Here is a 23,403-nt window from a genome sequence, read left to right as displayed (position 1 = left end):
CATGGAGGACTTGATACTTCGATGCACGGAAAGCGCCTTGCCTGTCCACTTCAGCCCTCAGCGCTCAACACCAACTCCACCATCAAATCATCCGCCAGGGTTTCAAGCCGGGCCTGCAAATCTTCCAGTGAAAGGGTCAAGGGCACGCCAAGCACGGCGTCGGCGTGGAACAGCAGTTCGCTGCTCATCGGCGCGGGGGTGATGTCGGTGATCAGGCTTTCGACGTTGACGCCCTGTTCGGTAAGCAGGCGGGTGATGTCGCGCACGATGCCGGGGCGGTCGTTGCCCACCAGTTCCATGTTGATGGTTTTCCAGCTGCCGACTACCTCGGCAGTGCTTTCGGCCAGTTGTACATGAATGCCATGCACCGACAGCACTTGCAGGGCCTGGATCAGTTCATCGTGTTTTTCCGGCGGTACGCTCACCCGCAGGATGCCGGCGAACTGCCCGGCCATGCGTGACATGCGGCTCTCCAGCCAGTTGCCTTCATGCTCGGCAATGCATTTGGCGATACGCTCGACCTGTCCCGGTTTGTCGGGAGCAACCACAGTGACTACGAGATGATCCACAGCTGACTTCCTCTTGCTCGAATAGATACCGTCAGACCTCGGCGGCTGTCGCGAAAGTATAGGCAAGGTTCACCCGGGTGCCGTAAAGCGCAAAGCGTGTACCGTTTTGATAATTATCTGGAACAATCGTCGCCATTTTTGAGAACATCCGTGGCTGCGGCGTGACCAGACGTGAAAATTCAGTCGTTTGGTGACATATTCGCTCTCCACCGCTGCTCCTCATGTAGTATTCCGCGGCGCGCACTACATAACATCGAAACCAATAAGAGAGCGCTCCCTGAGTGAGCTCGACCTGCTGAGCAGAGTGAGGCAAGTGTAATGACTGAGTACGTTCAAGTCGGTGACCTGCGGGTCGCCAAAGTCCTGTTCGACTTCGTGCAGAACGAAGCCATCCCTGGAACCGGCATCGATGCCTCAGCGTTCTGGGCCGGAGCGGACAAACTGATCCACGAGCTTGCGCCGAAGAACAGAGCCCTGCTCGCCAAACGTGATGACTTGCAGGCACGTATCGATGCCTGGCACCAGTTCAATGCCGGACAGGCCCACGACGCCTCGGCTTACAAGGTTTTCCTGCAGGAAATCGGTTATCTGCTGCCAGAAGCGGCGGACTTGCGGATCACGACGCAAAACGTCGATGAAGAAATTGCCACCATGGCCGGCCCGCAACTGGTCGTGCCGGTGATGAATGCGCGCTTCGCTCTCAACGCCTCCAATGCCCGCTGGGGCTCGCTGTACGATGCCCTCTATGGCACAGATGCCATCAGCGAAGCAGGCGGCGCGGAAAAGGGCAAAGGCTACAACAAGGTTCGCGGCGACAAGGTGATTGCCTTCGCCCGCGCTTTCCTCGACGAAGCCGCGCCTCTGGCTGCCGGCTCGCATGTGGATTCCACTGCTTACAAACTGATCGATGGCAAACTGGTCATCAGCCTCAAGGGCGGCAGCAATACCGGCCTCAAGGACGATGCACAACTGATCGGTTTCCAGGGCGATGCCTCTGCGCCGTTCTCGGTATTGCTCAAGCACAATGGCCTGCACTTCGAGATCCAGATCGATGCCTCCAGCCCGGTCGGCCAGACAGATCCGGCAGGCGTAAAAGACATCCTGATGGAAGCCGCGCTGACCACCATCATGGACTGCGAGGACTCCATCGCCGCAGTCGACGCCGATGACAAGGTCGTGGTCTATCGCAACTGGCTGGGCCTGATGAAAGGCGATCTGGCCGAAGAAATGTCCAAGGGCGGCGAAACCTTCATCCGCACCATGAACCCTGATCGCGTCTACACCACGGTCGACGGTGGCGAAGTGACGCTACATGGCCGCTCACTGCTGTTCATCCGCAACGTGGGTCACCTGATGACCATCGATGCAATCCTCGACAAGCAGGGCAACGAAGTGCCGGAAGGCATTCTCGATGGCCTGCTGACCAGCCTTGCCGCGATCCACAACCTCAAGGGCAACACCTCGCGCAGCAACAGCCGCAGCGGCTCGGTGTACATCGTCAAACCGAAGATGCACGGCCCCGAAGAAGCGGCGTTCACCAACGAGCTGTTCGGGCGCATCGAACAGGTCCTGAACTTGCCGCTCAACACGCTGAAAGTCGGGATCATGGACGAGGAACGCCGCACCACGGTCAACCTCAAGGCCTGTATCCAGGTAGCGAGCGAGCGTGTGGTGTTCATCAACACCGGTTTCCTGGACCGCACCGGCGACGAAATCCATACCTCCATGGAAGCCGGCCCGGTAGTGCGCAAGGCACAGATGAAAGCCGAGAAGTGGATCGGTGCCTACGAGAACTCCAACGTCGATATCGGCCTCAAGTGCGGCCTGCAGGGCAAAGCCCAGATCGGCAAGGGCATGTGGGCCATGCCGGACCTTATGGCGGCGATGCTGGAACAGAAAATCGCCCATCCGCTGGCAGGCGCCAACACTGCCTGGGTGCCATCACCCACCGCGGCGGCACTGCACGCCTTGCACTATCACAAGGTCGATGTATTCGCCCGGCAGGCAGAACTGGCCCAGCGAGCACCGGCTTCGGTGGATGACATCCTCACCATCCCGCTGGCACCACAGGTCAACTGGACGCCGGAAGAAATCCGCAACGAACTGGACAACAATGCCCAGGGCATTCTTGGCTACGTGGTGCGCTGGATCGATCAGGGCGTGGGTTGCTCGAAAGTGCCGGACATCAATGACGTCGGCCTGATGGAAGACCGCGCAACCCTGCGCATCTCCAGTCAGCACATGGCCAACTGGCTGCGCCACGGCGTGGTCAATGAAGCCCAGGTACTGGAAAGCCTCAAGCGCATGGCACCAGTGGTAGATCGGCAGAACGCCAACGACCCGCTATACCGTCCGCTGGCTCCTGACTTCGATAGCAATATCGCGTTCCAGGCGGCGGTCGAGCTGGTGATAGAAGGCACCCGCCAGCCTAACGGCTACACCGAACCGGTCTTGCATCGTCGGCGTCGGGAGTTCAAGGCGCAAAACAGGTAGTGTGGCTTTCGCGACTGAAGTCGCTCCTACACATTATGTGGGAGCGAATTCATTCGCGAACCGGAGCTCAGGCCATACCCAGCTCACGCTTGACCAGCTTGACCAGTTGCTTGGTATTGAGGGGTTTGAGCAGAAAATCCACCACGCTCAAGTGCATCGCATCGATGGCGTCGCGCACGTTGGCATCACCGGAAACGATGATGATCGGCAAGGCGGCGCGTTCGGAGTCGCGTACCTGACGGATCAGGTCCAGCCCGTCGCAAGGCGCCATGCGCAGATCGGTGATCAGCAGCCCGATGGACTGACGGGTCTGAAGCAGTTCCATTGCGCTGTTGCCACCACCGGCAGTCATGCAACTGATGTCGTTGAGGCTAAGAATTTCCGCCAGCAGTTCACGGGCATCGCTGTCGTCATCGACGATCAGCACCCGCTGGGGCAAATCACGATTGGACTGGAGCATGACCTCTGTAAGGGCGTCGCGCTCTTCATCACTCAAGATGTCGTGGTCAATCATTACCGTCTCATCATTCCCTGGACTAATTCTGACAGCAGATCAGGCTAAACCTGCGGCGCACTTTACAGGCTTCCCAGCCAGATATTCGAGCGCGATCCCGTGCGTTCGTCAAAACAGTTCTACAAGAACCCCGCCAACCGATGCACAACCTGCAGCGTAAGACTTACGTCCAATGGGCACTGCGTCGTAAGCGGCCGACCATGACAACCAATAACAAAAACGCGGTACAGGTCATGAGTAAAGCTGACGCTTTCACCCAGGCAGGCAAAACAGCGGTGTTGCAGAACATTCACGGCACCATGCAGTTCCTGCAAAAATTCCCGCCATTCAATCAGATGGAAAACGCCCACCTGGCGTACCTGGTTGAACAGTGCCAACTGCGTTTTTACGCCGCTGACGAGAGCATCATCAAGCCAGCCGACGGTCCAGTAGAGCACTTTTATATCGTTAAGCAAGGCCGAGTGGTAGGGGAACGACCACATTCGGCCAAGGGCGGCACTGAAACCACCTTTGAAATCACCACAGGTGAATGCTTTCCGCTGGCGGCTTTGCTGGGCGAACGGGCCACTCGTACCGAACATCTGGCAGCCGAAGATACTTTTTGTCTGCAACTGAACAAACAGGCTTTCATCAAGCTGTTCGCATTGTCGACCACCTTTCGCGACTTTGCCTTGCGCGGCGTCAGCAGTCTGCTGGATCAGGTCAATCATCAAGTCCAGCAGCGCGCCGTGGAAACTCTTGGCACCCAGTACTCGCTGAATACCCGGCTTGGCGAACTGGCTATGCGCCATCCAGTAATGTGCAGCCCCGAAACGCCGATGCGCGAAGCGGTCAGGCTGATGCATGAGCAACAAGTGGGCAGTATCGTGATCGTCGATGAGCAGCAGGCGCCGCTGGGAATCTTCACCCTGCGCGATTTGCGCGAAGCCGTTGCCGACCTGAATGCCGACTTCAGCCAGCCGATCAGACACACCATGAGCCCGTCGCCGTTTCACTTGAGCCCCGACGCCAGCGCCTTTGATGCGGCCATCGCCATGACCGGCCGACACATCGCCCATGTCTGCCTGGTCAAGAATGGCCGCTTGTGTGGCGTGGTCTCGGAGCGCGATCTGTTCTCGTTGCAACGGGTGGATCTGGTGCATCTGGCCCGCACCATCCGCACGGCACCACGGATCGAGACCCTCACCAGCCTGCGCGGCGATATCGTCCAGCTGGTTGACCGCATGCTGGCCCATGGCGCTTCCTCGACCCAGATCACCCAGATCATTACCCTGCTCAACGATCACACCGTCTGCCGGGTCATCGAACTGACCCTGGAAGAAAAAGGCGACCCGGGCGTGCCCTTCAGTTGGCTGTGCTTTGGCAGCGAAGGTCGGCGCGAGCAGACGCTGCACACCGATCAGGACAACGGCATCCTGTTTGAAGCCAGCGACGCGGTGCAGGCAGCCGAAATACGGACGCTGCTGCTACCCATCGCCGAACGTATCAACCAGAGTCTTGCGCAGTGCGGCTTCAGCCTGTGCAAAGGCAATATCATGGCCAGCAATCCCGAGCTGTGCCTGTCGCGCAGCGAATGGGCCAGACGCTTTTCTGCCTTCATCCGCGAGGCCACCCCGGAGAACCTGCTGGCATCGAGCATCTACTTCGACCTGCGCGTGGTCTGGGGCGATGAGGCGGGCTGTGAACAATTGCGCCGCGGCATTCTCGATCAGGTCGCCGACAACCGCCTGTTCCAGCGCATGATGGCCGACAACGCCTTGCGCCAGCGTCCGCCGGTGGGCCGTTTCAAGGATTTCGTGCTGGCCCGCAAGGGCAGCGACAAGGACACCCTGGACCTCAAGACCGAAGGCCTGACGCCTTTTGTCGACGGCGCACGGCTGCTGGCACTGGCCAACGGAATTGGTGCCAACAACACCCTTGAGCGACTGCGGCAACTGGTCGAACGCGAAGTCATCGACCCGCTCGATGGCGCCGCCTATGAAGAGGCTTACCACTTCATCCAGCAGACCCGCATGCTCCAGCACCAACTGCAAAGCCGCCAGAACCTGGCGTACTCCAACCGCATCGATCCGGACACACTCAACCATCTGGACCGACGCATCCTGCGCGAATCGTTCCGCCAGGCACAACGCCTGCAAACCAGCCTGACCATGCGTTATCAACTATGAATCTGTTCGAGTGGCTGCGCCCACGCCCCAAAAAGACACCTCTGGATAGCCGACAAATGCAGCGTCTGGCAGCGCTGCCCGGTTTCGCCAGACTGAGCGACGAAGCGCTGCGCAAACAGCGCTGGGTCGTGCTGGACCTGGAAACCAGCGGCCTGAACATGAACCGCGATCAGGTCCTGTCGATCGGCGCCGTAGTAATCGAAGATGGCGCCATCGATCTTGGTCAGCAGTTCGAGCGCACGATTCTGCGCGTCGACCACAAGGTCAGCCCGGCAGTGCTGATTCACGGCCTGGCTCCCAGCACCATTGCTGCCGGAAGCGAGCCGGTCGAGGCGTTCCTGGACTTCCTGGAGTTCGCCGGATCAAGCCCGGTCCTGGCGTTTCATGCGCCGTTCGATCAGCACATGCTGTCGCGGGCCTTGAAGGACAGCCTGGACTATCGCCTGCCGCATCCGTTCTTCGATGTCGCCGACATTGCCCCGATGCTTTTTCCCGACGCCAACCTGCGCCAGGCCGGGCTGGACGACTGGACCGACTTCTTCGGCCTGCATGCCGAAGAACGCCACCATGCCAGCGCCGACGCGCTGGTCACCGCAGAGCTGGCCCTGATCCTGTTCAGCCATGCCCGCCGCCAGGACATCGACAGCCCTCTGCGCCTGGAAGAAGCACTGGGCCAATGGCGCAGGCGCAAGCAGTCGCATTCGTTCTGACACCTGCTGCCCGGTACAGACTGGAGCGCATTCATTCGCGAAATCCATAAAAGCCCCGCTCCGGGGCTTTTTTGTGCCTGCTCGAAACACCCTACGTAATGTGAATATTTGTTAAATTCAAAAAATACTTCACATTATTCGTTCGCTGATCCACTATCGGATTCACAGATCAGAACAATATCGTCCGTTATGCCGGTACGACAGGCATCGGCCCCGACTTGAGGATTGCTTCATGACTACCAAGAATGTTGGCGTTATCGGCCTGGGTGCCATGGGTCTGGGCATTGCCCGCTCGCTGCTGCGCAACGGGTTCAATGTGCATGCCTGCGATGTGCGCAGCAGCGTGACCGAAGCGTTCGCCCAGGAAGGCGGTGTTGCCTGTGACTCACCCGCCAGCATGGCCGCGGCCTGCGACGTGATCATTACCGTCGTGGTCAACGCCGAGCAGACTGAAACGGTCCTCTTCGGCGACAACGGGGCCATCGACGCACTGCGTCCCGGCAGCCTGGTCATCGGCTGCGCCACTGTTGCACCAACTTTCGCGGTAGAGCTGGGCCAGCGCCTGGTCGACAAGGGTCTGCTGTACCTCGATGCGCCGATTTCCGGTGGTGCGGCCAAAGCCGCGGCCGGCCAGATGACCATGATGACTTCCGGCCCGGCCGAGTCCTACGCCAAGGCCGAAGCCATCCTCAATGGCATGGCTGGCAAGGTTTACCGTCTGGGCGACGTTCACGGCCTGGGCTCGAAAGTCAAAATCATCAACCAGTTGCTGGCTGGCGTGCACATCGCGGCCAGCGCCGAAGCCATGGCGCTGGGCCTGCGCGAAGGTGTCGATGCCGATGCGCTGTACGAAGTGATCACCAACAGCGCCGGTAACTCGTGGATGTTCGAGAACCGCGTGCCGCACATCCTCAATGCCGACTACACGCCACTCTCGGCGGTGGACATTTTCGTCAAGGATCTGGGCCTGGTGCTGGATACCGCACGCACCAGCAAATTCCCGCTGCCGCTGTCAGCCACCGCTCACCAGATGTTCATGCAGGCTTCCAGCGCCGGTTTCGGCCGCGAGGATGACTCGGCAGTGATCAAGATCTTCCCGGGCATCGAACTGCCGAAAGCCAAACCGGAACAAGCCTGAGGAACGCCCCATGACCCTGACTTCCTCTCGCCCTTTGCTGGGCTGCATCGCCGATGACTTCACCGGCGCCACGGACCTGGCCAACATGCTGGTGCGCGGCGGTATGCGCACTGTGCAAAGCATCGGTATTCCGAGCGCCGACATGGCTGACGGCCTGGATGCCGACGCCATCGTCATTGCACTCAAGTCCCGCACCACGCCCACCCGCGAAGCCATCGAAGAATCACTGGCGGCGCTGGAGTGGCTGCGCGAGCGCGGCTGCGAGCAGATTTTCTTCAAGTACTGCTCGACCTTCGATTCGACTGCCGCAGGCAACATCGGCCAGGTCAGTGAAGCACTGCTGGAAAAGCTCAACAGCGACTTCACCCTGGCATGCCCGGCCTTCCCGGAAAATGGCCGCACGATCTTCCGTGGTCACTTGTTCGTCCAGGACCAGTTGCTCAACGAATCCGGCATGCAGAACCACCCGCTGACGCCAATGACCGACGCCAATCTGCTGCGCGTCCTGCAAGAGCAGACCAGCAGGAAAGTCGGCCTGTTGCGCTACGACACCGTCGCCAAGGGCGTGGAAGCAGTGCGCAGCAAGATCGCCGAACTGCGCGCCGACGGCGTGGGCATGGCGATTGCCGATGCGGTATCCGATGCCGACCTGTACACCCTGGGCGAAGCCTGTGCCGACCTGCCGTTGCTGACCGGCGGTTCGGGGCTGGCGCTGGGCTTGCCGGGCAACTTCCGCAAGGCGGGCAAGCTGCGCGATATCGATGCTGCCATACAGACCGCCGTCAGCGGTGGTGAAGTGGTATTGGCAGGCAGCGCTTCGGTAGCCACCAATGGTCAGGTCGCGGCCTGGCTGGAAGACAAGCGCCCTGCCTTGCGCATCAATCCGCTGGAGCTGGCGGCTGGTCAACCGGTGGTCGAACAGGCACTGGCTTTTGCCCGCGACGCCGGGCAAACCGTGCTGATCTACGCCACCAGCACACCGGATGAAGTCAAGGCCGTGCAACAGCAACTGGGCGTCGAGCGCTCCGGTGCCATGGTCGAAGAAGCGCTGGGCCAGATCGCCAAAGGGCTGCTGGACGCAGGCGTGCGGCGCTTTGTAGTCGCCGGTGGTGAAACTTCGGGCGCGGTGGTTCAGGCGCTCGGCGTGCAACTGCTGCAGATCGGCGCACAGATCGATCCGGGCGTTCCGGCGACCATCAGCAGCGGTGCACAACCGCTGGCGCTGGCCCTCAAGTCCGGCAACTTCGGTGCCCGTGACTTCTTCGCCAAGGCGCTCAAGCAATTGGCGGGAGAAGCCTGATGAGTAGCGAAAAAGCCCTGCGCGAAGAAATCTGCGATGTCGGCAGGCTGCTGTATGGCCGTGGCTACACGGTCGGCAGCGCTGGCAACATCAGCGCCCGTCTCGACGACGGCTGGCTGATCACTCCGACCGATGCCTGCCTCGGCCGGCTCAATCCGGAGGATATCGCCAAGGTCAATCTGGCCGGTGAATGGGTGTCCGGCAACAAGCCTTCCAAGACCCTGGCCCTGCATCGCCAGGTCTATGACCGCAACCCGGAAGTCGGCGGCGTAGTGCATACCCACTCGACGCATCTGGTCGCCCTGACCCTGGCCGGTGTCTGGCAGCAGGACGACATCCTGCCGCCATTGACCCCTTATCAGGTGATGAAAGTCGGGCATATCCCGCTGATCGGCTACGAACGTCCGGGCTCGCCGAAAGTCGCCGAGCGGGTCGCGCAACTGGCTAACAGTGTGCGCGGCGTGATGCTCGAAAGACTTGGTCCGGTGGTCTGGGAAAGCTCGGTCGCCAAGGCCTGCTACGCCCTGGAAGAACTCGAAGAAACCGCCCGCCTGTGGCTGATGAGCAACCCCAAGCCGGCCCCGCTGGAAGCAGCCGCGCTTGAGGAGTTGCGTCAGGTTTTCGGCGCGAAGTGGTGATTCAGAAGAATTGATCGGCAACCGCCTGGCGGCTTCCGGGCAACGACAGCACCTATAAAATAACAATAGGACTACAGAGCATGACCCTCCCATCACTCGCTTTTGTCAGATATCGCTCAGCGTTTGTCTCGCTCACTCTCTGCGGGAGTGCACAGGCATGACTCCCTTCATGTTGATGGCCATTGCGGGCGCGGGGATCGCGCTGCTGCTGTTCCTGGTTCTCAAGTACAAATTCCAGCCTTTCGTGGCCCTGATGCTGGTCAGCATCATCGTCGCCCTGGTCGCCGGAGTGAAACCTGCCGATCTGGTCGCGACCATCGAAGGCGGCATGGGCAAGACCCTCGGCCATATCGCGATCATCATTGCCCTGGGCGCGATGATAGGACGCATCATCGAACTGTCGGGAGGCGCCGAGGCGCTGGCCAGGACGCTGATTGACCGCTTCGGCAACAAGCGCACGCCACTGGCGCTGACCGTGGCCGGTTTCATGGTCGGCATTCCGGTGTTCTTCGAGGTCGGCGTGATCATCCTCATGCCGCTGGCCTATGGCGTGGCGCGTGCCGCACGCAAGCCGCTGCTGATCTTTGCCCTGCCGATGTGCGCCGCATTGCTGGCGGTGCATGCATTCCTGCCGCCCCATCCGGGCGCAGTTGCGGCGGCCAGCCAGCTGGGCGCGGACCTTGGCCGGGTGCTGATGCTGGGCATTCCGATGGTCGCGGTGCTGTGCATCATCGGCTACTTCGTGGCCGGTCGCATGACCCGCAAGACCTATCCGATGACCGACGATATCCGTGCAGAAGTCTATGGCGCGCATGTCACCAACGAAGACCTGGAAGCCTGGGCGCGCAACGACTACTCCAGGGTTCGCGAGGCAACTCAGGCGCGTATTCTGGGCGGTGAAGAAAGCGCCAGCAGCCTGGCCAGCAAGTTGCCGCCAGCGCCAGCGCCGGGTTTCGGCCTGATCATTGCCCTGATTCTGCTGCCAATCGTACTGATTCTGCTGGGCACACTGGCGACCACCATGTTGCCGGCGGACTCCACATTGCGTGCAGTTCTCACCGTACTGGGTGCACCGCTGGTTGCCCTGTTGATCGATACCCTGCTGTGCGCCTGGCTGCTCGGTACGCGCCGTGGCTGGAGCCGTTCGCAGGTGTCGGACGTGATCGGTTCGGCATTGCCGGGCGTGGCGATGGTGATCCTGATCGCCGGTGCCGGTGGCGTGTTCGGCAAGGTGCTGGTCGATACCGGAATCGGCGCAGTGGTGTCCGAAGCCCTGCGCAACACCGGCCTGCCGGTATTGGCCCTGGGTTTCCTGCTGACCATGCTGCTGCGTGCCGTGCAGGGCTCCACCACCGTGGCGCTGGTAACCACTGCCGGGATTCTCAGCCCGCTGATCGCGACTCTGGACCTGAGCGCCAACCATCTGGCCCTGCTGTGTCTGGCCATGGGCGGTGGCGGTCTGGCCATGTCGCATATCAACGATGCAGGCTACTGGATGTTCACCAAGCTGGCCGGCCTCAATGTCGGTGACGGCTTGCGCACCTGGACCGTACTGGTCACGCTGCTGGGAACACTGGGCTTCGTCATTACCCTGCTGCTTTGGCCATTCGTCTGACCTTTAAAGACTGGAGTTAACATGCCTCGTTTTGCCGCCAACCTCAGCATGCTGTACCCGCAGCATGATTTCCTTGAGCGCTTCGCCGCAGCCGCTGCCGATGGTTTCGGCGCGGTCGAGTATCTGTTTCCCTACGACTACAGTGCGCAGGAACTCAAGCAACGCCTGAGCGACAACGGTCTGGTGCAGGCGCTGTTCAATGCACCGCCCGGTGACTGGGCGGGCGGCGAACGCGGCATCTCTACCTTGCCGGGCCGCGAAGCGGAATTTCGCAGCGGCATCGAGCGTGCGCTGGAGTATGCGCAGGTGCTGGGTAACGACCGGATTCACGTCATGGCCGGCCTGCTGCCCGACGAGAACCTGCGGCAGCGCCATCAGGCGGTGTACCTGGAAAACCTGGCGTTTGCGGCTCAACAGGCCAAAGCCGCTGGCATCACGGTACTGATCGAGCCGATCAACACCCGCGACATGCCGGGCTTCTTTCTCAATCGTCAGGATCAGGCCCAGGAGATTTGCCGTCAGGTGGGCGCCGATAACCTCAAGGTCCAGTTCGACTGCTACCACTGCCAGATCGTCGAAGGCGATCTGACAGCCAAGCTGCGTCGTGACTTTGCCGGAATCGGCCATATCCAGATCGCCGGTGTCCCGGATCGTCACGAACCGGACCTGGGCGAACTGAACTACGCGCATCTGTTCGAGGTGATCGACCAGTTGGGCTACGAAGGCTGGATCGGTTGCGAATACCGTCCCAAGGGCGACACCAGCGAAGGCCTGGCGTGGCTGCGGCAACTCCAGGGCTGATCGCCTGAGATCCTGCCTCAGGTCCCTGAGGCAGGATGGCTTCCTTTATTCCGGTATATCGAACTGATCCTTGATGTAACGGATTTCAGTGCGGCCGTGCGGCGCAGGCTGCCCGTCTTCGCCCAGATTGACGAACACCATCTTCTCGACGGTCAGGATGCTCTTGCGGCTGATCTTGTTGCGCACTTCACACATCAGGGTGATCGAGGTGCGACCGAACTCGGTGGCGGTAATCCCCAGTTCGATGATGTCGCCCTGGCGCGAAGCACTGACGAAGTTGATTTCCGAGATGTACTTGGTCACCACACGTTGATTGCCCAACTGGACGATGGCGTAGATCGCAGCCTCTTCGTCGATCCAGCGCAACAGGCTACCGCCAAACAACGTACCGTTGGGGTTGAGGTCTTCGGGCTTGACCCACTTGCGGGTGTGGAAATTCATGTTCACTCCTGAGCGACTGCCAATGGATGCCCGTCATCATGGCAGACCTTGCCGGGGCGATGCAGAAAAAACCGAGGCGGCATTTGCCGATAGAAAGCCTTGGGAAGAATCGCCAGCACAGCTATACTGCCACCCGTTTCAAAACGGTCATCTTCACTTGATACCGTTCCCGCCACCTGTCCGAGGGGCGCTGCAGCAGGTTTTCCTGTCAGGCTCGGATGGGGCGTTGTTTGACCAGTCCGCTGGTCAGGCCTTAAACGCACAACGGCGCCCATTCGCATTTTTATGGAATGGAGACTCTCAATGAGTGCTGTAATCACGCCTGCAGAATTCAACGATTTCAAAGTGGCCGATATTTCCCTGGCTGCCTGGGGCCGTCGCGAAACCATCATCGCCGAATCCGAAATGCCTGCCCTGATGGGTCTGCGCCGCAAGTACGCCGGTGAGCAACCGCTCAAGGGCGCGAAGATCCTCGGCTGCATCCACATGACCATCCAGACCGCCGTGCTGATCGAAACCCTGGTCGCCCTGGGCGCCGAAGTTCGCTGGTCGTCGTGCAACATTTTCTCCACTCAGGACCAGGCCGCTGCCGCCATCGCCGCTGCCGGCATTCCTGTGTTCGCCTGGAAAGGCGAAACCGAAGAAGAATACGAGTGGTGCATCGAGCAGACCATCCTCAAGGATGGCCAGCCATGGGATGCCAACATGATCCTCGACGACGGCGGCGACCTGACCGAGATCCTGCACAAGAAATACCCGCAGATGCTTGAACGCATCCACGGCGTGACCGAAGAAACCACTACTGGCGTTCACCGCCTGCTGGACATGCTGGCCAAGGGCGAACTGAAAATCCCGGCCATCAACGTCAACGACTCGGTCACCAAGAGCAAGAACGACAACAAGTACGGCTGCCGTCACAGCCTGAACGACGCCATCAAGCGCGGCACCGACCACCTGCTTTCCGGCAAGCAGGCGCTGGTCATCGGTTACGGTGACGTGGGCAAGGGCTCGGCTCAGTCGCTGCGTCAGGAAGGCATGATCGTCAAGGTCACCGAAGTCGACCCGATCTGCGCCATGCAGGCCTGCATGGACGGCTTTGAGCTGGTTTCGCCGTTCATCGACGGTGAAAACGACGGCACAGAAGCGAGCATCGACAAGGCCCTGCTGGGCAAGATCGACCTGATCGTGACCACCACCGGCAACGTCAACGTCTGCGACGCCAACATGCTCAAGGCGCTGAAAAAACGCGCTGTGGTCTGCAACATCGGTCACTTCGACAACGAAATCGACACTGCTTTCATGCGCAAGAACTGGGCATGGGAAGAAGTGAAGCCACAGGTTCACAAGATCCACCGTACCGGCGCTGGCGCGTTCGACCCACAGAACGACGACTACCTGATCCTGCTGGCCGAAGGTCGTCTGGTTAACCTGGGCAACGCCACTGGCCACCCAAGCCGCATCATGGACGGCTCGTTTGCCAACCAGGTTCTGGCCCAGATCTTCCTGTTCGAGCAGAAGTACGCCGACCTGTCGCCAGCCCAGAAAGCCGAGCGCCTGACCGTTGAAGTACTGCCGAAGAAACTCGACGAAGAAGTGGCCCTGGAAATGGTCCGCGGCTTCGGCGGCGTCGTGACCAAACTGACCAAGACCCAGGCCGACTACATCGGCGTGAGCGTTGAAGGTCCGTTCAAGCCACACGCTTACCGCTACTGATTGATACGGACGGTCCGCTCTTCTGGTTAGGAGCGGACTTGTCCGCGATCGAGCGCAAGGCGGTCGCAGCCAAAAGGCTGACAGCATCGCTATTCTTCAGTACCTGAAGGCCTGTACGGCCTTATCGCGAACAAGTTCGCTCCTACAGTGAGACCGGCCTCCATGAGCCAAGACCGTCGCTTCAGCTTCGAGTTCTTCCCGACGAAGACCGATGCCGGGCATGAAAAGCTGCTGACCGTTGCGCGTCAGCTTGCCAGCTACAACCCCGATTTTTTCTCCTGCACCTATGGTGCCGGTGGTTCTACCCGCGACCGCACGATCAACACCGTGCTGCAGCTGGAAAACGAAGTAAAGATCCCTGCCGCTCCGCACCTGTCGTGCGTTGGCGACAGCAAGGCCGAACTGCGCGCCCTGCTGGCTCAGTACAAGGATGCCGGTATCAAGCGCATCGTTGCCCTGCGCGGCGACCTGCCGTCAGGCATGGGCATGGCCAGCGGTGAATTGCGCTACGCCAGTGACCTGGTGTCCTTCATCCGTGAAGAAACCGGCAGTCACTTCCATATCGAAGTCGCGGCGTACCCGGAGATGCATCCCCAGGCGCACAATTTCGACAACGACGTGAAAAACTTCGTGCACAAGGCCCAAGCCGGTGCCGACAGCGCGATCACCCAGTACTTCTTCAACGCCGACAGCTATTTCCACTTCCTGGAGCGCGTGCAGAAGAAGGGTGTGAACCTGCCAATCGTGCCGGGCATCATGCCGATCACCAACTACAGCAAGCTGGCGCGCTTCTCGGATGCCTGCGGTGCGGAAATCCCGCGCTGGATCCGCAAGCAGCTGGAAGCCTACGGTGACGACATTCAAAGCATCCAGGCCTTCGGCGAGCAGGTCATCACCGAAATGTGCGAACGCCTGCTGCAAGGTGGCGCACCGGGTCTGCACTTCTACACGCTGAACCAGGCCGAGCCGAGCCTGGCGATCTGGAACAACCTGAAGCTGCCACGCTGACAGTGTATTTTCCGGGCGGGATCTTTCAGGCCATGCCAGAAAGATCCCGCAGCGCAAAACCGTTGGGCAGCATGAAAGCAGCACAGCGTGTTTGCTCTGTTATACTCCAGCCTTCCCGCCAGGCTTACGCCCGGACGCTCGGTCTTGCAGAAGCCATCTCGATCACGCCAGCAGCGCACTTTCCAACCCGCGCCCATGTCACGAGATGAACCAGAGACCCCGCAGGACCGGACGGGATCGCGTCTTCTCAGCTCTTGTATACACAGCAGGCAATCAAGCTTCTTGCCGCATACAAGACACGAACGCCATTCGCGCCAGGCAAGATTATCCCTTGAGCTCAAGCTCCAACAGAACAGGATTACTCATGTCCTTTGCTTCCCTCGGTCTCTCCGAGGCTTTAGTCCGCGCCATCGAGGCAGCGGGCTATACCCAGCCTACTCCGGTGCAACAGCGGGCCATTCCCGCCGTGTTGCAAGGTCGCGACCTGATGGTTGCGGCACAGACAGGTACAGGTAAAACCGGTGGCTTCGCCCTCCCGATTCTGGAGCGGTTGTTCCCCAACGGTCACCCGGACAAATCCCAGCGTCACGGCCCGCGCCAACCGCGCGTACTGGTCCTGACCCCGACTCGCGAACTCGCCGCCCAGGTGCATGACAGCTTCAAGATCTATGCCCGCGACCTGAAGTTCGTCAGCGCCTGCATCTTTGGCGGCGTCGGCATGAATCCGCAGGTCCAGGCCATGGCCCGGGGCGTGGACGTGCTGGTAGCCTGCCCTGGCCGCCTGCTCGACCTCGCCGGCCAAGGCAGCGTCGACCTGTCCCACGTTGAAATTCTGGTGCTCGACGAAGCAGACCGGATGCTCGACATGGGCTTCGTGCATGACGTGAAGAAGGTCCTCGCCCGCTTGCCTGCCAAGCGCCAGAACCTGCTGTTCTCGGCAACCTTCTCCAACGACATCACCGCCCTCGCCGGCAAGTTGCTGCACAACCCCGAGCGCATCGAAGTCACGCCGCCGAACACCACGGTCGAGCGTATCGAGCAACGGGTTTTCCGTCTGCCGGCCAACCACAAGCGTTCGCTGCTGGCGCACCTGATCACTCAGGGCGCATGGGAACAGGTGCTGGTCTTCACCCGCACCAAGCACGGCGCCAACCGTCTGGCCGAGTACCTGGACAAGCACGGCCTCAGCGCTGTCGCGATCCACGGCAACAAGAGCCAGAACGCCCGGACCAAGGCCCTGGCTGACTTCAAGGCCGGCGAAGTGCGGATCATGGTCGCTACCGATATCGCCGCTCGCGGCCTGGATATCGACCAGTTGCCACATGTGGTCAACTTCGAGCTGCCCAACGTCGATGAAGACTACGTCCACCGCATCGGTCGTACCGGCCGTGCAGGCCGTACCGGCGAGGCGATCTCGCTGGTTGCGCCGGACGAAGAGAAACTGCTTAAAAGCATCGAGCGCATGACCCGCCAGAAAATCCCTGACGGCGATCTGATGGGCTTCGATATCACTGCGGTCGAGGCCGAGAAGCCTGAAGTTCGCGAGCGTCCCGACGTTCGCAACCCACGTGCTGCTCGCGCGCCACGTGCCGAAGGTGAAAAGAGCAGCAACAACGGCGGTCGTCGCGACAAGGGCAAGGACAAAGGCAAGGAAAAGCCCGCGGCCGCAGCTTCGGGCGAGCGCCCGGCTCGCCAGCCACGCGAAAGAAAGCCTCGCGAAGGCACCCCGCGTGAGCAACGTCAGTCGCAAGTACCACGTCCGACAGAAGACCGTGCACCTGACGAATTCCGCGATGACGATGTGGATAACTTCGGTAACCGCGCCGATTACGTCAGCCCTTACCAGGGCAAAACCCAGGGCCGTGGTCGTCGTCCCGGCGCACCTGCGGCACCAGGCGCAGCTACTGGCGCCGGACGCCCGCAAGGCCCGGGTCGCCAGAGCAACCCGCGCAGCAGCAACGGCTCGGGCGCCAGCAATGGCACCGCAGGCAAACGCAATGGTGCAGGCGCAGGCTCTCGCAATGGCGGCTCGCGTGACGGTCAGCCACGCAATCGCCGTCCGGCTCGTGACGATCAACCTCGTCAGGAACCGGCAGTGCAGAACTCGCGTGACAGCCAGTCGCAGCCGAAAATCGTGCACAAGGAATCGAAAATCGATCGTTTCCCGTCTGCCGAGCAGCTCGATCAGTTGCCAAGCCGCCCGCGCGGTGAAAAACCGGCCCTGCTGACTCGCAACCGCGATAGCTGACAGCAGCGCTGAAACAAGAACGCCCCGACTGGTTCGGGGCGTTCTTGTATGTGGCTTGCGCGAATCCACAAACAGAAACGCCGACCCAGGGTCGGCGTTCTGTCGTTCAGGCAGCGCTTACTTCTTCTGGATACCTTCCAGGGTGATATCCAGAACCAGAGTCTGAGAGGTAGGACCCGGGCCTTTGATGCCGAAGTCGTTCAGGTTCAGAGTGCTGGTGCCGTTGAAGCCGGCACGGTAGCCGCCCCATGGATCCTTGCCTTCGCCGTTGAAGGTAGCCTTGATCACGATTGGCTTGGTGACGCCGTGCAGGGTCAGGTCGCCAGTGACGTCAGCAGTCTTTTCGCCAGTGGATTTGACGCTGGTGGAAACGAACTTGGCTTCAGGAAACTTGCCGGCGTCCAGGAAATCCTTGCTCAGGATGTGCTTGTCGCGCTCGGCATGGTTGGTGAAGAGGCTGGCGGTTTTCAGTTCGACAGCGATCTTGCTGGCTTCAGGCTTGGCAGCATCAAAGCTGAAAGTACCGTCCCAATCCTTGAATGTGCCGTGGATGAAGCTGTAGCCCAGGTGGCTGATCTTGAAATCGATGAAAGCGTGCTGGCCTTCCTTGTCGATCACATAATCAGCAGCCATCGCCTGACCGGCAGACAACAGAGCGGTACCCAGAGCCAGAGCGGCAAGAGACTTCTTCAACATGCTTTTATTCCCGTTTTGGTTGAACAATCAATTACGACCCAGCATACGCTTGAGGGTCACATCGCGATCGATGAAGTGGTGTTTCAGTGCAGCAAGGCCATGGAGCACCGCAAACACCACGATGAACCATGCCAGATAAAAGTGTATCCAGCCTGCTGTCTCCGATTGTCCGGGCAGGCCGCTGATCAGCGCTGGAACCTCGAACAGGCCGAAGACCGGAATCCCCACGCCATCGGCAGTGGAAATCAGGTAACCGGCGAACATCACGGCAAACAGCGCGACATACAGAAACAGATGGCCAAACGCAGCGCCGAGGCGCGTCAGCTTACTGTAGCTGGCCAATGGCGCAGGCGGCGGGCTGAGCAGGCGCCAGACCACACGAAACAGCATCACGGCAAACAGCGTGAGCCCGATGCTCTTGTGCAGGTCGGGCCCGGCCTTGCGCCAGGTATCGTAATAATCCAGCCCCATCATCCATAGCCCAAGCGCAAACAAACCGAAGACCACAACAGCCACACCCCAATGCAGCACCATGCCGACCAGACCGTAGCGAGAGGATGAATTACGTAACTGCATCGCAAATACCCTGTGAGAAGTGTTACCAGACTAGCTTTTTATCTATCGAATGAAAGCGCAAAATTTTGCTCTGAAATATCGAACAATTCGATATGGAATATTTCATCGAATATCCCGCTATCGACCTTCCGACATTCACCCATGGCTCCGACAGCCCTCCTTTGAGAGGCTTTCGATGACCACCGGCTGTTCTGCTGGCGCAGCATCTCGATAAATTCTGCTCAGTAACACTGCGCCATGACCGTCGGCATTTCGATGGCGATGAACGGCATTTTTGAGAAAGTTTCACTGCACAGGTTTATACGGAACGAATCTGGCGCCCATAAAAAAAGGCGCGGTATGCATACCGCGCCTTTTCATGTCAGCGATGGCTCAGTCAGTTCTTGACCTCGGCCGGCGTTGCGTCGCTCTTCGGCTTGGCTGCCGGCTCGGTTTTAGCCGGGGCTTTCGGCGCTGCGGCAGGTTTGGCAGGTGCCTTTTCCTTGTGCGTCGCTTCTTTCTTCACGGCCTCTTTCTTCACCGGCTCCTTGGCTGGAGCTTTCTTGGCGGGCTCGGTCTTGGCCGGTGCTTTCTTCGCTGGCTCGACTTTCGCAGGCGCCCTGGCAGGCTCGGCGACTGGCGCAACCACAGGGGCAACAGGCACTGGAGCGGGTGCCGGAGCAGGCTCTGGTGCTTTCTCGACCGGTTGCTCGGCAGGCTTTTCAGCCGGTTTGTCGGAAGAGCCACCGAAATCGAACAGGTTGCTGAAGAAACCACCTTCCGACTTCTTCTCTACCGGAGCGGCTGCCGGGGCCGGAACCACCTTGACCGGCTCGAACGACTTGCCCGCCGCCAGATCCTGCACCTGGCTGGCCGCACGCTGACCGCTGCGCAGAGCACCTTCCAGGGTGCCCGGATACAGGGCATCGGTGTGCTCGCCGGCAAAAGCTACGCGCTGCACGGGTTTTTCCCACAGGCGCCAGTACTTGCTGATCTGGCCAGGGCCGAACGCCAGGTAGGAACCACCGGTCGATGGATCGACGCTGTAGCGACGGATTTCATAGCCGGTATAGGCACCACGCGCCTGTGGATAAAAGGTGTGCAGACGAATCAGCACCTGATCGACCAGTTGCTTGTCGCCAAACGCCTGCATGATCCGTGCATTGTCACCGGACAGGTTGATCACCACATTGGCGCCACCCTTGAGCGCCGGCTCGATCCACAGCATGCCCAGGCCGGTGTTGCTGAAAATCTCGCCGGACATGCGCGCCTTGCTGTCCCAGACCGGGGTCTTGAACTTGAGCATGATCTGGTCGCGCCAGCCATAGTTGGTGCCCTTGAGGGCGCCCATGTGCTGGGCATCCAGCGCAGGGGTCATCTGGATATTGCTCAGCGAGCGCAAAGGCACCGCCAGCACCACGTAATCGGCGCTGTAGCCGACTGCGCCGACCTTGACCGTTACGCTGTCCTTGTCCTGCACGATGGCCGATACCGCAGAGCTGGTCTTGATGGTCTTGAGCTGTTTGACGAAGGCCTGGGCCAGCACCACGCTGCCACCCGGCAAGCGTGCGGCACGCTGGTCGCGCTCATCCACTGCGCGATAGACCCGCGATTGCTGGGCGAAATACAGCAGCGACAGGCGCGAAGGCTCGTCGTAGCGCGTGCGAATCTGCTGGTTGATCAACTGTCGTGCCGTCGCTGGCAGGTTCAGGCGATCCAGCCAGTTGGAAACGTTGATCTGGTCCAGAGCGAACAGCGTGCTGTTGGCCGCCGGTGTTTCCGGGTTCTCGATGGAGCGCGCCAGATTGTCCAGCGTCTCCTCGTAGCGCTTGATGGCCTCGGCGGTCGCCGGTTGCTTGAGCGCCAGATCGGCCTGGGTGAAGTGCACGCCGTCGATCAGGTAGCTGGGCGTACGCACGAACTCCGGAGCCGGTACGCTCTGGATCTTGAAGCTGTCCAGGTAGCGGTTCAGGACCGGCTGCGCCTTGGCATTGCCGATCCACTCACTGGTAGCCAGCCCCGAACGGCCACCGATATTGGCTTTGGCTTCCAGCAGCGTCACCTGCCAGCCTTTGTTCTGCAGCTCATACGCCGCCGTCAGGCCGGCCAGCCCGCCGCCGACGACAATCGCCGTACGTTGTTTTTCATTGGCGAGCGCCGAAACGCTGACCAGACCTATTACTACAAGCGCACACGCGCGCAGCCACCCAGAAAGCATTCCGTGAACTCCGAAAAACATGGGAAATTGCCAAAAACAACGAAGAGGCGCGCAGCATACGCCAGCCATACAAGCCCCGCCAGCGATGTTCAAAACGATACAAAGGTTGTTCCGCAGCCGGGCATTGCATAGGCTTGCGCGATTGTTCGCCCTCGCGTCATGCGAGCTGCTACCCGGAGATTGCCAATGGGCCTGAATGACCAGTGGATGCAACGCGACCTCAAGGTCCTGTGGCACCCCTGCACGCAGATGAAAGATCACGAAAGCCTGCCGTTGATTCCGATCAGGCGCGGTGAAGGCGTCTGGCTGGAAGACTTTGAAGGCAAGCGCTATCTGGATGCCGTGAGTTCCTGGTGGGTCAACGTGTTCGGCCATGCCAATCCGCGCATCAATCAGCGGATCAAGGATCAGGTCGATCAACTGGAGCATGTGATCCTCGCCGGTTTCAGCCATCAGCCGGTGATCGAACTGTCCGAACGCCTGGTCAAGCTGACTCCCGAAGGGCTGACTCGGTGTTTCTACGCCGATAACGGTTCTTCGTGCATCGAAGTCGCGCTGAAAATGAGCTTTCACTACTGGCTCAATCGCGGCCAGCCGGACAAGAAGCGCTTCGTTACCCTGACCAACAGTTATCACGGCGAAACCATGGCCGCGATGTCGGTCGGCGACGTGCCGCTGTTCACCGAAACCTATAAAGCCCTGCTGCTGGACACCATCAAGGTGCCCAGCCCGGACTGCTACCATCGCCCGCAAGGCATGGGCTGGGAAGAACACTCACGCAACATGTTCGCAGCCATGGAACAGACCCTCGCCGAACACCATGACAGCGTGGCAGCGGTGATCGTCGAGCCGTTGATCCAGGGCGCGGGCGGCATGCGCATGTATCACCCGGTCTATCTCAAACTGCTGCGTGAGGCCTGCGACCGCTACGGCGTGCATCTGATTCACGATGAGATCGCCGTCGGCTTCGGTCGTACGGGCAGCATGTTTGCCTGCGAACAGGCTGGTATTCGCCCGGACTTCCTGTGCCTGTCCAAGGCCCTGACGGGCGGTTATCTGCCGCTGGCAGCCTGCCTGACCACCGATGAGGTGTACGACGCCTTCTACGACGACTATCCGACGCTACGCGCCTTCCTGCACTCGCACAGCTACACCGGCAATCCGCTGGCCTGCGCTGCGGCACTGGCGACGCTGGATATCTTCGAGCAGGACAATGTCATCGAGAACAACAAAGCGCTGGCGCAACGCATGGCCACGGCTACCGCGCATCTGGTGGAGCATCCCCACGTCGCGGAAGTCCGCCAGACCGGCATGGCCCTGGCCATCGAGATGGTTCAGGACAAGGCGAGCAAGACGGCTTATCCGTGGCAGGAACGCCGCGGCCTGCAGGTTTTCCAGCATGCCCTGGAACGTGGTGCGCTGTTGCGGCCGCTGGGCAGCGTGGTGTACTTCCTGCCGCCGTACGTGATCACCCCGGAGCAGATCGACTTCCTGGCCGAAGTCGCCAGCGAAGGCATCGACATCGCGACCCGCAGCAGCATCAGCGTGGCCGTGCGCGAGAACTTCCACCCGGATTTCCGGGATCCGGGTTAACGCCATAACCCCCTGTAGGAGGGGGTTTATCCATGAAAAACCCTCTGCATGCCACGCTAGGCTTTGTACGAAAAGTCGGCGAGCGAAGGTCAGGCAAGGCAAAAACAGGCGAGGAACGGTCGGAGTCGCGCTCGACTTTACGTGTTGTAAATGAGNNNTCCGAGCCTGTTTTTAACGCAGCATCACCGAGCACAGCCACTTTTCGTACAAAGCCTAGCAAGAATAACCACCCAGAGACCCACCATGAGACTGTCCCGCTTCTTTATCGACGCCACCCTGAGCCTCGGCGAACACGAACTGCCGGAGGCGCAGGCGCACTACATCAGTCGCGTACTGCGCATGGCCGAGGGCGATGCGCTGCAACTGTTCGACGGTTCGGGCACGGAGTTTCGCGGCACACTGCTGGAAGTCGGCAAGAAGCGCGTGCGCGTACAACTGAATGAGAGCCTGGCCGGACAGATCGAATCGCCACTGCGTATTCATCTGGGCCAGGGCCTGTCACGCGGCGAGCGCATGGACTGGGCGATCCAGAAAGCCACGGAACTGGGGGTCAGCGAAATCACCCCTATCGTCAGCGAGCGCTGCGAAGTACGCCTCAAGGACGAGCGCGCCGAAAAGCGGCAGGCCCACTGGCAGCAGATCGCAGTCAGCGCCTGCGAGCAATGTGGCCGCTCGGTGGTGCCGGTGATTCATCCGCCCATGCCTCTTGCCGACTGGCTCAAGCGCACAGAAGCCGATCTCAAGCTGGTCCTGCATCCGGTCGCTGAACCGCTGACCAGCCATGACAAACCCGCAACGCTGGCATTCCTGATCGGTCCTGAAGGCGGCCTGAACGATGCGGAAGTCGAACAGGCCAGGGCCGCCGGCTTCCACGCTGCCCGCCTCGGCCCCCGCGTGCTGCGCACCGAAACCGCGCCGGTGGTTGCGTTAAGCGTGGCGCAGCAGTTGTGGGGTGATTTCTAGGAACCCCGCAGGAGCGAATTCA

Annotated in this window: 19 protein-coding genes and 1 riboswitch; of the genes, 13 read left to right on the top strand and 6 right to left on the bottom strand. The window is 60.4% G+C overall.

From position 1 onward, the window contains the following. Positions 1 to 50: 50 nt before the first annotated feature. On the bottom strand, positions 51 to 569 hold the full coding sequence (locus tag ALQ04_RS19795; RefSeq protein WP_122317432.1) for a glycine cleavage system protein R: 519 nt from the start codon (positions 567 to 569) through the stop codon (positions 51 to 53). A 318-nt stretch (positions 570 to 887) separates the two neighbouring features. On the opposite strand from ALQ04_RS19795, the gene ALQ04_RS19790 reads away from it, so the two are divergent. Then, positions 888 to 3,062 carry a malate synthase G gene (locus ALQ04_RS19790; RefSeq protein ID WP_122317431.1) on the top strand — a complete coding sequence of 725 codons (2,175 nt, stop codon included), beginning with the start codon at positions 888 to 890 and terminating at the stop codon, positions 3,060 to 3,062. Positions 3,063 to 3,129: 67 nt separating this feature from the next. On the opposite strand, the gene ALQ04_RS19785 is transcribed toward ALQ04_RS19790, so the two are convergent. Further along, a complete protein-coding gene (locus ALQ04_RS19785; protein WP_122317430.1) occupies positions 3,130 to 3,576 on the bottom strand; it encodes a response regulator in 447 nt (148 codons plus the stop codon). 233 nt (positions 3,577 to 3,809) lie between these two features. Between ALQ04_RS19785 and ALQ04_RS19780 the strand changes: the two genes are divergently transcribed. From ALQ04_RS19780 to otnI, 7 genes are all read left to right on the top strand, one after another. Continuing rightward, on the top strand, positions 3,810 to 5,744 hold the full coding sequence (locus ALQ04_RS19780) for a DUF294 nucleotidyltransferase-like domain-containing protein (RefSeq protein WP_122317460.1): 1,935 nt from the start codon (positions 3,810 to 3,812) through the stop codon (positions 5,742 to 5,744). Next, positions 5,741 to 6,454: a PolC-type DNA polymerase III gene (locus ALQ04_RS19775; RefSeq protein WP_122317429.1), complete on the top strand. Its 714-nt coding sequence runs from the start codon at positions 5,741 to 5,743 to the stop codon at positions 6,452 to 6,454. The genes ALQ04_RS19780 and ALQ04_RS19775 overlap by 4 nt, the downstream gene beginning before the upstream one ends. A gap of 232 nt (positions 6,455 to 6,686) precedes the next feature. Next, a complete protein-coding gene (gene ltnD, locus ALQ04_RS19770; protein ID WP_122317428.1) occupies positions 6,687 to 7,592 on the top strand; it encodes an L-threonate dehydrogenase in 906 nt (301 codons plus the stop codon). Between the two features lie 10 nt (positions 7,593 to 7,602). Next, positions 7,603 to 8,892: a 3-oxo-tetronate kinase gene (otnK, locus tag ALQ04_RS19765; RefSeq protein WP_122317427.1), complete on the top strand. Its 1,290-nt coding sequence runs from the start codon at positions 7,603 to 7,605 to the stop codon at positions 8,890 to 8,892. Beyond that, on the top strand, positions 8,892 to 9,530 hold the full coding sequence (locus tag ALQ04_RS19760; RefSeq protein WP_122317426.1) for an aldolase: 639 nt from the start codon (positions 8,892 to 8,894) through the stop codon (positions 9,528 to 9,530). Before otnK ends, ALQ04_RS19760 begins: the two co-directional genes overlap by 1 nt. A gap of 157 nt (positions 9,531 to 9,687) precedes the next feature. Then, complete coding sequence (locus tag ALQ04_RS19755; RefSeq protein WP_122317425.1) at positions 9,688 to 11,145, top strand: SLC13 family permease; 1,458 nt, start codon at positions 9,688 to 9,690, stop codon at positions 11,143 to 11,145. A gap of 21 nt (positions 11,146 to 11,166) precedes the next feature. Then, complete coding sequence (gene otnI, locus ALQ04_RS19750; protein WP_122317424.1) at positions 11,167 to 11,946, top strand: 2-oxo-tetronate isomerase; 780 nt, start codon at positions 11,167 to 11,169, stop codon at positions 11,944 to 11,946. 45 nt (positions 11,947 to 11,991) lie between these two features. Here otnI and ALQ04_RS19745 read toward each other — a convergent pair whose 3' ends face one another. After that, on the bottom strand, positions 11,992 to 12,387 hold the full coding sequence (locus ALQ04_RS19745) for an acyl-CoA thioesterase (protein ID WP_122317423.1): 396 nt from the start codon (positions 12,385 to 12,387) through the stop codon (positions 11,992 to 11,994). Positions 12,388 to 12,563: 176 nt separating this feature from the next. Then, positions 12,564 to 12,667, top strand: a riboswitch (S-adenosyl-L-homocysteine riboswitch). Between the two features lie 23 nt (positions 12,668 to 12,690). Between ALQ04_RS19745 and ahcY the strand changes: the two genes are divergently transcribed. From ahcY to ALQ04_RS19730, 3 genes are all read left to right on the top strand, one after another. Continuing rightward, complete coding sequence (gene ahcY / locus ALQ04_RS19740) at positions 12,691 to 14,100, top strand: adenosylhomocysteinase (protein WP_122317422.1); 1,410 nt, start codon at positions 12,691 to 12,693, stop codon at positions 14,098 to 14,100. 162 nt (positions 14,101 to 14,262) lie between these two features. Next, the gene (gene metF / locus ALQ04_RS19735) at positions 14,263 to 15,108 is read left to right on the top strand and encodes a methylenetetrahydrofolate reductase [NAD(P)H] (RefSeq protein ID WP_122317421.1); all 846 of its coding nucleotides are present in this window, start codon (positions 14,263 to 14,265) and stop codon (positions 15,106 to 15,108) included. 364 nt (positions 15,109 to 15,472) lie between these two features. After that, positions 15,473 to 17,356, top strand: coding sequence for a DEAD/DEAH box helicase (locus ALQ04_RS19730; RefSeq protein ID WP_122317420.1), 1,884 nt, complete (start codon positions 15,473 to 15,475; stop codon positions 17,354 to 17,356). A gap of 117 nt (positions 17,357 to 17,473) precedes the next feature. On the opposite strand, the gene ALQ04_RS19725 is transcribed toward ALQ04_RS19730, so the two are convergent. From ALQ04_RS19725 to ALQ04_RS19715, 3 genes are all read right to left on the bottom strand, one after another. Next, positions 17,474 to 18,052, bottom strand: coding sequence for a YceI family protein (locus tag ALQ04_RS19725; RefSeq protein ID WP_122317419.1), 579 nt, complete (start codon positions 18,050 to 18,052; stop codon positions 17,474 to 17,476). Between the two features lie 27 nt (positions 18,053 to 18,079). Continuing rightward, positions 18,080 to 18,628, bottom strand: coding sequence for a cytochrome b (locus ALQ04_RS19720; RefSeq protein WP_122317418.1), 549 nt, complete (start codon positions 18,626 to 18,628; stop codon positions 18,080 to 18,082). 376 nt (positions 18,629 to 19,004) lie between these two features. Beyond that, entirely contained in the window at positions 19,005 to 20,825 is a 1,821-nt protein-coding gene (locus tag ALQ04_RS19715; RefSeq protein ID WP_122317417.1) for a flavin monoamine oxidase family protein, read from the bottom strand. A gap of 186 nt (positions 20,826 to 21,011) precedes the next feature. Between ALQ04_RS19715 and ALQ04_RS19710 the strand changes: the two genes are divergently transcribed. Together ALQ04_RS19710 and ALQ04_RS19705 are read left to right on the top strand one after the other, a co-directional pair. Continuing rightward, the gene (locus ALQ04_RS19710) at positions 21,012 to 22,418 is read left to right on the top strand and encodes an adenosylmethionine--8-amino-7-oxononanoate transaminase (protein WP_122317416.1); all 1,407 of its coding nucleotides are present in this window, start codon (positions 21,012 to 21,014) and stop codon (positions 22,416 to 22,418) included. 243 nt (positions 22,419 to 22,661) lie between these two features. Then, positions 22,662 to 23,381 carry a 16S rRNA (uracil(1498)-N(3))-methyltransferase gene (locus ALQ04_RS19705; protein ID WP_122317415.1) on the top strand — a complete coding sequence of 240 codons (720 nt, stop codon included), beginning with the start codon at positions 22,662 to 22,664 and terminating at the stop codon, positions 23,379 to 23,381. Positions 23,382 to 23,403 lie beyond the last annotated feature (22 nt).

The organism is Pseudomonas cichorii (genome assembly GCF_003700275.1).
GTDB classification, from domain to species: domain Bacteria; phylum Pseudomonadota; class Gammaproteobacteria; order Pseudomonadales; family Pseudomonadaceae; genus Aquipseudomonas; species Aquipseudomonas cichorii_B.
Note: the sequence above shows the minus strand (reverse complement) of the source record. Positions and strands in the feature narration are given on the sequence as shown.